The organism is Methylobacterium sp. J-092, from assembly GCF_022829325.1.
In the GTDB taxonomy this organism is placed as follows: domain Bacteria; phylum Pseudomonadota; class Alphaproteobacteria; order Rhizobiales; family Beijerinckiaceae; genus Methylobacterium.
Genome location: NZ_JAKSXU010000079.1, coordinates 1 through 6,448, shown reverse-complemented (window position 1 = coordinate 6,448; position 6,448 = coordinate 1). Strand labels below are relative to the sequence as shown.

The 6,448-nt window shown below is 64.3% G+C and carries 4 protein-coding genes and 1 pseudogene; 3 read left to right on the top strand and 2 right to left on the bottom strand.

Going from position 1 to position 6,448, the window contains the following annotated elements; all coding sequences use genetic code 11:
• Together MKK60_RS09320 and MKK60_RS09315 are read left to right on the top strand one after the other, a co-directional pair.
• Positions 1 to 1,053 (top strand): AI-2E family transporter (locus MKK60_RS09320; protein WP_243985244.1); only part of this gene is annotated, 1,053 nt, incomplete at its 5' end.
• 450 nt (positions 1,054 to 1,503) lie between these two features.
• Positions 1,504 to 2,909: pseudogene (locus tag MKK60_RS09315) on the top strand (PAS domain-containing protein).
• 230 nt (positions 2,910 to 3,139) lie between these two features.
• Here MKK60_RS09315 and MKK60_RS09310 read toward each other — a convergent pair.
• Complete coding sequence (locus MKK60_RS09310; RefSeq protein WP_243985242.1) at positions 3,140 to 3,628, bottom strand: PAS domain-containing protein; 489 nt, start codon at positions 3,626 to 3,628, stop codon at positions 3,140 to 3,142.
• Positions 3,629 to 3,923: 295 nt separating this feature from the next.
• Here MKK60_RS09310 and MKK60_RS09305 point away from each other — a divergent pair, with 295 nt between their 5' ends.
• Positions 3,924 to 4,169: a hypothetical protein gene (locus MKK60_RS09305; RefSeq protein WP_243985240.1), complete on the top strand. Its 246-nt coding sequence runs from the start codon at positions 3,924 to 3,926 to the stop codon at positions 4,167 to 4,169.
• A 403-nt stretch (positions 4,170 to 4,572) separates the two neighbouring features.
• On the opposite strand, the gene MKK60_RS09300 is transcribed toward MKK60_RS09305, so the two are convergent.
• A complete protein-coding gene (locus MKK60_RS09300; protein WP_243985238.1) occupies positions 4,573 to 6,159 on the bottom strand; it encodes a sensor histidine kinase in 1,587 nt (528 codons plus the stop codon).
• Between the last annotated feature and the right edge of the window lie 289 nt (positions 6,160 to 6,448).

The following is a 6,448-nucleotide window of genomic DNA, read 5'->3' as shown; positions in this document are numbered from 1 at the left end:
CCGGGCTGGTCGATGGTCATCGCCACAGCGGCCCTGTTCCTGATCGCCGAGCCGATCTTCGGGCAGGTGATCGAACCGCTGCTTTACGGCCACTCCACCGGGCTCTCGCCGTTTGCGGTGATCGTCTCGACCCTGTTCTGGGGTTTCTTATGGGGGCCCATCGGCCTGATCCTGGCGACACCGTTCACCGTCTGCCTCGTCGTGCTCGGCCGCCACGTCGACAGCCTTGAGTTCCTCGACATCCTGCTCGGCGACCGGCCGCCGCTGACCCCGGTCGAGAACTTCTACCAGCGCATGCTTGCCGGGGACCCAGACGAGGCACGCGACCTTGGTGAGGCCATGCTGAAGGAACGCTCCCTGTCGTCGTACTATGACGAGGTCGCGTTGAAGGGTCTCCAGCTCGCCGCCAACGACTATGCCCGTGGCGTGGTCACGCCGGCGCAGCTGGAGAACATCCGAGCGTCCTCCCGCTCCCTCGTTGAGGACTTCGAGAACCATGAGGACGTCGAGCCCAAGGGTGACAGCAAGGCCGTCAATCCGAACGAGACGCCGACGCTGGCCGAGCGGACCCACTTTAAGGCTGAGGCGGTGCCGGGCCAGGCGGCGACACGCGAAGGATTGCCCGAGGAGTGGCGTGGCGAGACGCCGGTGCTGTGCGTCGCCGGACGCGGCCCCCTCGACGAAGCCTCCTCGGCGATGCTGGCGCAGTTGCTGCGCAAACATGGCCTCGGCGCGCGGGTGGTGCCCCACGGCGACGTCTCGCGCGACCGGGTGCGCAACCTCGACGTCACGGGCGTAGCGATGGTGTGCATCTCCTACCTCGACATCACGGGCAACCCGGCGCACCTGCGCTACCTCATGGAGCGGCTGAGGCGACGTGCCCCCGGCGTTCGGGTGCTCGTCGGTCTGTGGCCCGAGGGCGAGCGCGTGCTAGGGGACGCGGCAGCCGGCAAGGAGGTCGGGGCCGACGACTACGTCTCGTCGCTGCGCGGGGCGGTCGAGGCATGCCTGAAGGCTGCGGGCGGCGTGGGCGAGGAGAGGGCGGTCGCCTAGTGGTTCAAACCTGACGCTTGGTCCCCGCCTGCGAAGTCCGCAACAGGTGGCAACCGTACCTTACCTTATCATCCGAAAGCGGACGTTCCGCCTGTGATCCAACTCGTTCACGATCCTGTATGGATTCGTTTCACACCAGCAGAGATCGGCGGCCACGCTGTTGGTCAATCGGACCATCCGAAGGCGGATCGGCATGAAGCGCAGGCAAATACAACCTGCGGTTAGGCAGTCTTGAACGTTGGCGCGGACTGTCTTCCATTTCACAAAGCGCTCCCGATCTCGGACAAGTGATTGTCGACTGGAGGCTGTTTAACTGTATTTAACCAATTTATGATCAATTGGCTTCGATTTTATCAATTGATAGGCCGAGCCGTGTTCGCACTGAGCAATAACGACGCTAAAGCGACTCTGAACGCAGTCGGCTTGTCGCAAGCGATCATCGAGTTCCGGATGGACGGGATCATCTTGACCGCCAATCCCAACTTTCTCGACGCCATGGGCTACAGCTTGGCCGAGATCCAGGGCCAGCATCACAGCTTATTCATCGATCCGGCTGACCGAGACAGCGCCGAATACCGCGCATTCTGGGATGCTCTGCGCTGCGGGACCTACAGGGCCGCCGAGTTCAAGCGCATCGCCAAGGGCGGGCGTCAGGTCTGGATCCAGGCGAGCTACAACCCCGTTCGAGACCGGTCCGGTCGTGTTTCCAAAATCGTCAAGATCGCCACTGACATCACCGGACAGAAGCTTCGCGCGTTGGATAGCGACGGTCAGATCGCCGCCCTTCACCGCTCGCAAGCCGTCATCGCGTTCGACCCCACCGGCACAGTCCTCGACGCCAATCAGAACTTCCTCGATGCGGTCGGCTACCGGCTTGGGGAGATCCAGGCCAGGGCCGTCATCACAGCCTGTTCGTGGATGACGTCGAGCGGTCGGGCATGGTCTATCGCGGCTTCTGGGACCGGTTGAAAGGGGGCGAGTTTGCCGCTGGCGAGTTTCGCCGCATCGCCAAGGGCGGCCGTGAAGTCTGGATCCGGGCGACCTACAACCCGATTACCGACGCAAACGGGACGGTGCTAAAGGTCGTCAAGTTCGCTACCGACATCACCGAACAGGTGCAGGACCGGCAGCGCAGGGTCGAGGCGCAACGCGCGATCGGTGCGGATCTCGACGCGATTGGCTTCGCGGTTGAGGCGGTGACGCGGCAGACGGCCGATGCCGTCGGAACGATCGGCCAGGTTTCCAGCGACGTCCAAGCCATGGCTTCGGGGTCGGAGGAGTTGTCGGCCTCCGTTTCCGAGATCAGTCAACAGGTCAGCTACGCCGCGCGCATGGCCAGCGAGGCGGTCGAGCAGGCGCGCCACACTGCCGGCATCGTCGAGGGCCTGAGCGAGCAGGCTGCGCAGATCGGTGACGTGGTCACGATGATCCAGGGCATCGCCTCGCAGACCAACCTGCTGGCGCTCAACGCGACGATCGAGGCGGCGCGGGCCGGCGTGTCCGGCAAGGGTTTCGCGGTCGTGGCTGCCGAGGTGAAGGCTCTGGCCGCACAGACCGCCAAGGCGACCAATGAGATCCGGATGCAAATTGCCGCTACTCAGGCGGCTACGTGCGAGGCTGTGAGCGCAATCGGTTCGATCCAGAGCACGATCCGAGCACTGAACGAGGTGTCTGCGGCGATTGCTGCGGCGGTGGAGGAGCAGTCGGCCGTCACCCGTGAGATGTCGGGTAGCATGCACACGGCAGCTCAGGGGGTGACGACGATCGCTAGCGGTATGGATGCGATTGCCCGTGCGAGCGAGCAGGTCGACACTGCCACGCGCCAAGTGCGAGAAGCTGCGAGAGCGGTAGGTTGAGGTGATGGACAGCGATCCGTCGCGCTCCTCGCATCCCCACGGCTCGGAGCCACGGGGCCGGGATCGCGATATCAGCGACGAGCCCGCAGTGCAGGTGAGCGTCGTGCGGGAAGGCGATGTCCGCTTCCACGGCTCGGCATTTGAAAGCAGGCAGTCTCAATTCCACCCAAGCGGGTCATTCAGCTTCCGACCCTTCCCGGACTCTGGTTGTGTCTGCTGTTGGTAGTCGCTCAATGACGTCCGATCCGGGCGAGCGTCTGCCCTAGGCTGATCAATAGTAAATCCGTCGCTGCCCGAACCCCAGCGGGCATGTCGGGGCCGAGTGTCTTCTTGAGTGCTAGGGCGAGATCAATCGCTCGCTCCAGCGGGTCGTCGCTTACACCCGAACCGCTAACGACGTAGCGGTCATCGCCATCGTGCATCTCGGTGATGTCGATCAGGATCCCGCACGTGCGCAAGGGGTCCCCGGCTTCAGATAGATAGGTGCGCCCACGGCTGAGGAGCCATCGAACGGCCCCGTCGTCAGCCAGGACACGGTACTCAACCAGGAATAGGCCACCCTCCCGGGTTACCTCTCCAACATGATCAATCAGCCAAGCATGGTCGGCAGGATGCACAGCCGCAATAGAGATCGGCCCGGTAAGCTCTTTCTCGGCGAGGTCCGGATCTCCGGTCAGCAGCTGCGCTGCACCGACGTCGTAGACGATGACCTGGCGCACGTGATCCAGATCCCAGGTACCGACGACGCAGGAGGCTTCGAGGGCAGCGTGCAGTCGCTCGTGCGACCCACCGATCCCCCCGGACGTGGCCACTGAACTGTGGAACCGCCGATCCATCTTGCCATCTCGTATGCGGGCAGCCGGACTGTGCCGGACAAATCCGTACTCCGTGCTTGCATAAATGACAAAGATTTCGTTTTGTGGTTGTGTATCAGGGGCGGCCGTCGTCCTAACAGCGGGTCAGACAGCTCATCCCGTGTCCGCGGAAGAGCCAGATAGGGCGAAGGAAGCGCGCATGGGCGACGATGTTAGAGCCCAGATCGCGATGGACGGCGACGCGACGATGAAACGGAACCTGCGCCGGATAGCTGACGCCCTCGGCGTGCCAGCATCAGAGTTCTACGGTCCATTGATGCTGGATCAACAGGTCGTGACGTTGCTCACGCTTGTACAGACCTATCTCGGCGGGGCCGATCCCGCTGCCCGCGAACGTTTCATGCAGGCGGTGCAGGCGATAGGCGCTCAGTACTTGGCGACCTGATGGCGATTACCCCGCGCATTAAGTGGGCCGCGATCGCCGCTCTGCCGTAGTAGAACAGGTCTGCGGATCGGTCGCGTGACTCGTCGCACGCGTTCGGCCCATGGCGACTGTTTTCGCACTGACAGCCACGGAAACGGCGGCGCGACAGCGCGCTGGGCCGAGCGTCTGTTTCCGGGCGATGAGCTACCTATTGCTCCCCGACGACCTAGAAGTAGATCATCCTCCACCAAGCCGCCGGGAAGCAAGCATTCCGAAGGGTTGTGAAGGGTCGGTAGCAGCCCCTCGCGTTGGATACCAAGGGTCAGATTTGACCACAAGCGTCGCCGTTCTCCGCATGCTGAAGCCCATCCCGGTGATGGCAGCAAGTGTTCGGCCGCTCTTCAACCGCCCCCGAACATTCCTTTTACATCGAAGCGGTCGCGGGACTCAGGAAGGCCGCCGAGACGACGGGGAGCGGTACGTCCAGGGCGCAGCGCAATCCAGTCCGGTCGAAGTCCAGGGTCACATTGCCGACGAGCTCGCGCTCGATGCGCACGTTGATCAGCCGGGTGCCGAAGCCCCGTCGACTAGGGGTAGTGGTCGGCGGCCTCCCATGCTCGGCCCATGACATCCGGAGGCGGCGGGTGCCGCATTCGCCCCTCACCACGTCCCAAACCACGCGTACCTCGCCGCCGGGCACCGACAGCGCGCCGTACTTGGCGGCGTTGGTGACGAATTCGTGTACCATCATCCCGAGCGAGAGCACATGACGCGGCGGTACGTCGAGGTCGGGTTCCGTCAAGACAAAGCGCGCGTCGCCGCCCCGGTAGGGTCCGATCTCGCCTTCCAGCACGTCCCGCAGGAGCGCGCTCGACCAGTCGTCATTGGTCAAAAGGTCATGGGTCTTCGACCGGGCGAGGATGCGAGCTTCCAGGCGCTCGCCCGAGGTATCGCCGCCCCGGGCCGACTGGCGCGCCAGCGCCTGCACCGTGGCGAGGGTGTTCTTCACCCGGTGGTTCAGCTCGTGCAGCATGATGACCTGACGTTCCTGCAGGGCGCGTCCGTTGCTCACCTCGTCGCGCAACTCCGCCTCGTTGCGCTGGAGGGTCGTCGCCATGCCGTCGAGCTTTTTCCCCAGGCGCCCAAACTCGTCGGGGCCGTCCAGTCCGGTGCGCGCGGCGAGGTCGCCGGACTGCCAGGCGGATGCGGTGCGCAGCAGACGGTCGAACATCTCGCGCCCACGCTCACCCACCGTGTAGGACTGCCCAGCCGTGACCGGGCCGCCGTTCGCTCGGAAGAAGCTGCCAAAGCTGAGGTTGGGCAGACCGGAGTCAGCGCTACCGCCGCCGGCTCCGAAGCCACGGCTCAGTAGACCGGCTAGCCCTCCGACGGAGCTGCCGCCTCCGCTGGCAGGCGCTGCAGTGTTGAGGAAGCCGGCGAGCGGTCCTTCTCCAGTCACCAGTGCGCGCAGTGCCGAGCGGGCCACCTGCTTCTCGATGTCCTGCAGCACATTGGTGAACGACTTCCCTTCAAGGATGGCGTCCGCGAATCCGTCCGAGAGCGCGCTACCGAAAAACTTCGCGGTGTCGGCGGCTTGGCGCTGCAGCTGCTCCAGATCGGCGAGCTTGTCCTTGTAGTTCGAGGTCTCGGTCGCAGCCTTCACAATGGCGGCCGTCTGCGCGTCCGTCAGCGTCTTCCCGTTCTGGCTGGCGACCTCGTTGGCCTTCGCGAGCTGAATCGCCACTGCCTTCTCGGTGTTCGATTTGTTGAACGCCTCGGCCTCAGCTTTCAGCGCCGCCGCCTGCTTCTCCAAGGCGTTCGTGAAGGTCTCAATGGGATCCGTCTCGGTTGTGCCGGACCGCTCTGCCTTGGCCTTGCTGGTATCGATCGGGTTCGTCTTCCGGTCCGGCCCGCGAGCTCCGTCCGCCAGCGCCTTCGAGGCCGCCTGTGCCTGGTCGATGAGGGTACGGTTGCCGAGGTTGCCGCGCAGTTTGTTCAGCGCGGCGTCCATGTCGGGATCGCCGGTCGGCTTCGCCGTTGCGGACCCGCCGAGATCCTTTTTTAGGCCAGACTTCGGCGCATCCTCCGGCCGGAAGTAATCTCGGCCGTAGACCGCCGGCTCGCTATTGGTGAAGTCATCACGGATCTTGCGAGCCTGCGTTAGACCCCGTTTCATAATGGGCAGAACAGCTTAGCTATTGGGTGAGCGGCGAGCATCGCGGGCGTTGGGAGAGTGTCTGACGCTCACCCAGGAACCCCGATGTGGACGCCCGCCGCCCGCGCCGAGCTTGCGCGCGAGA

Bases quoted from the DNA above. Each gene is read 5' to 3' on its own strand.
- MKK60_RS09305 (WP_243985240.1), top strand. From the start codon at position 3,924: ATGGGCGACGATGTTAGAGCCCAGATCGCGATGGACGGCGACGCGACG.
- MKK60_RS09300 (WP_243985238.1), bottom strand. From the start codon at position 6,159: ATGGACGCCGCGCTGAACAAACTGCGCGGCAACCTCGGCAACCGTACC.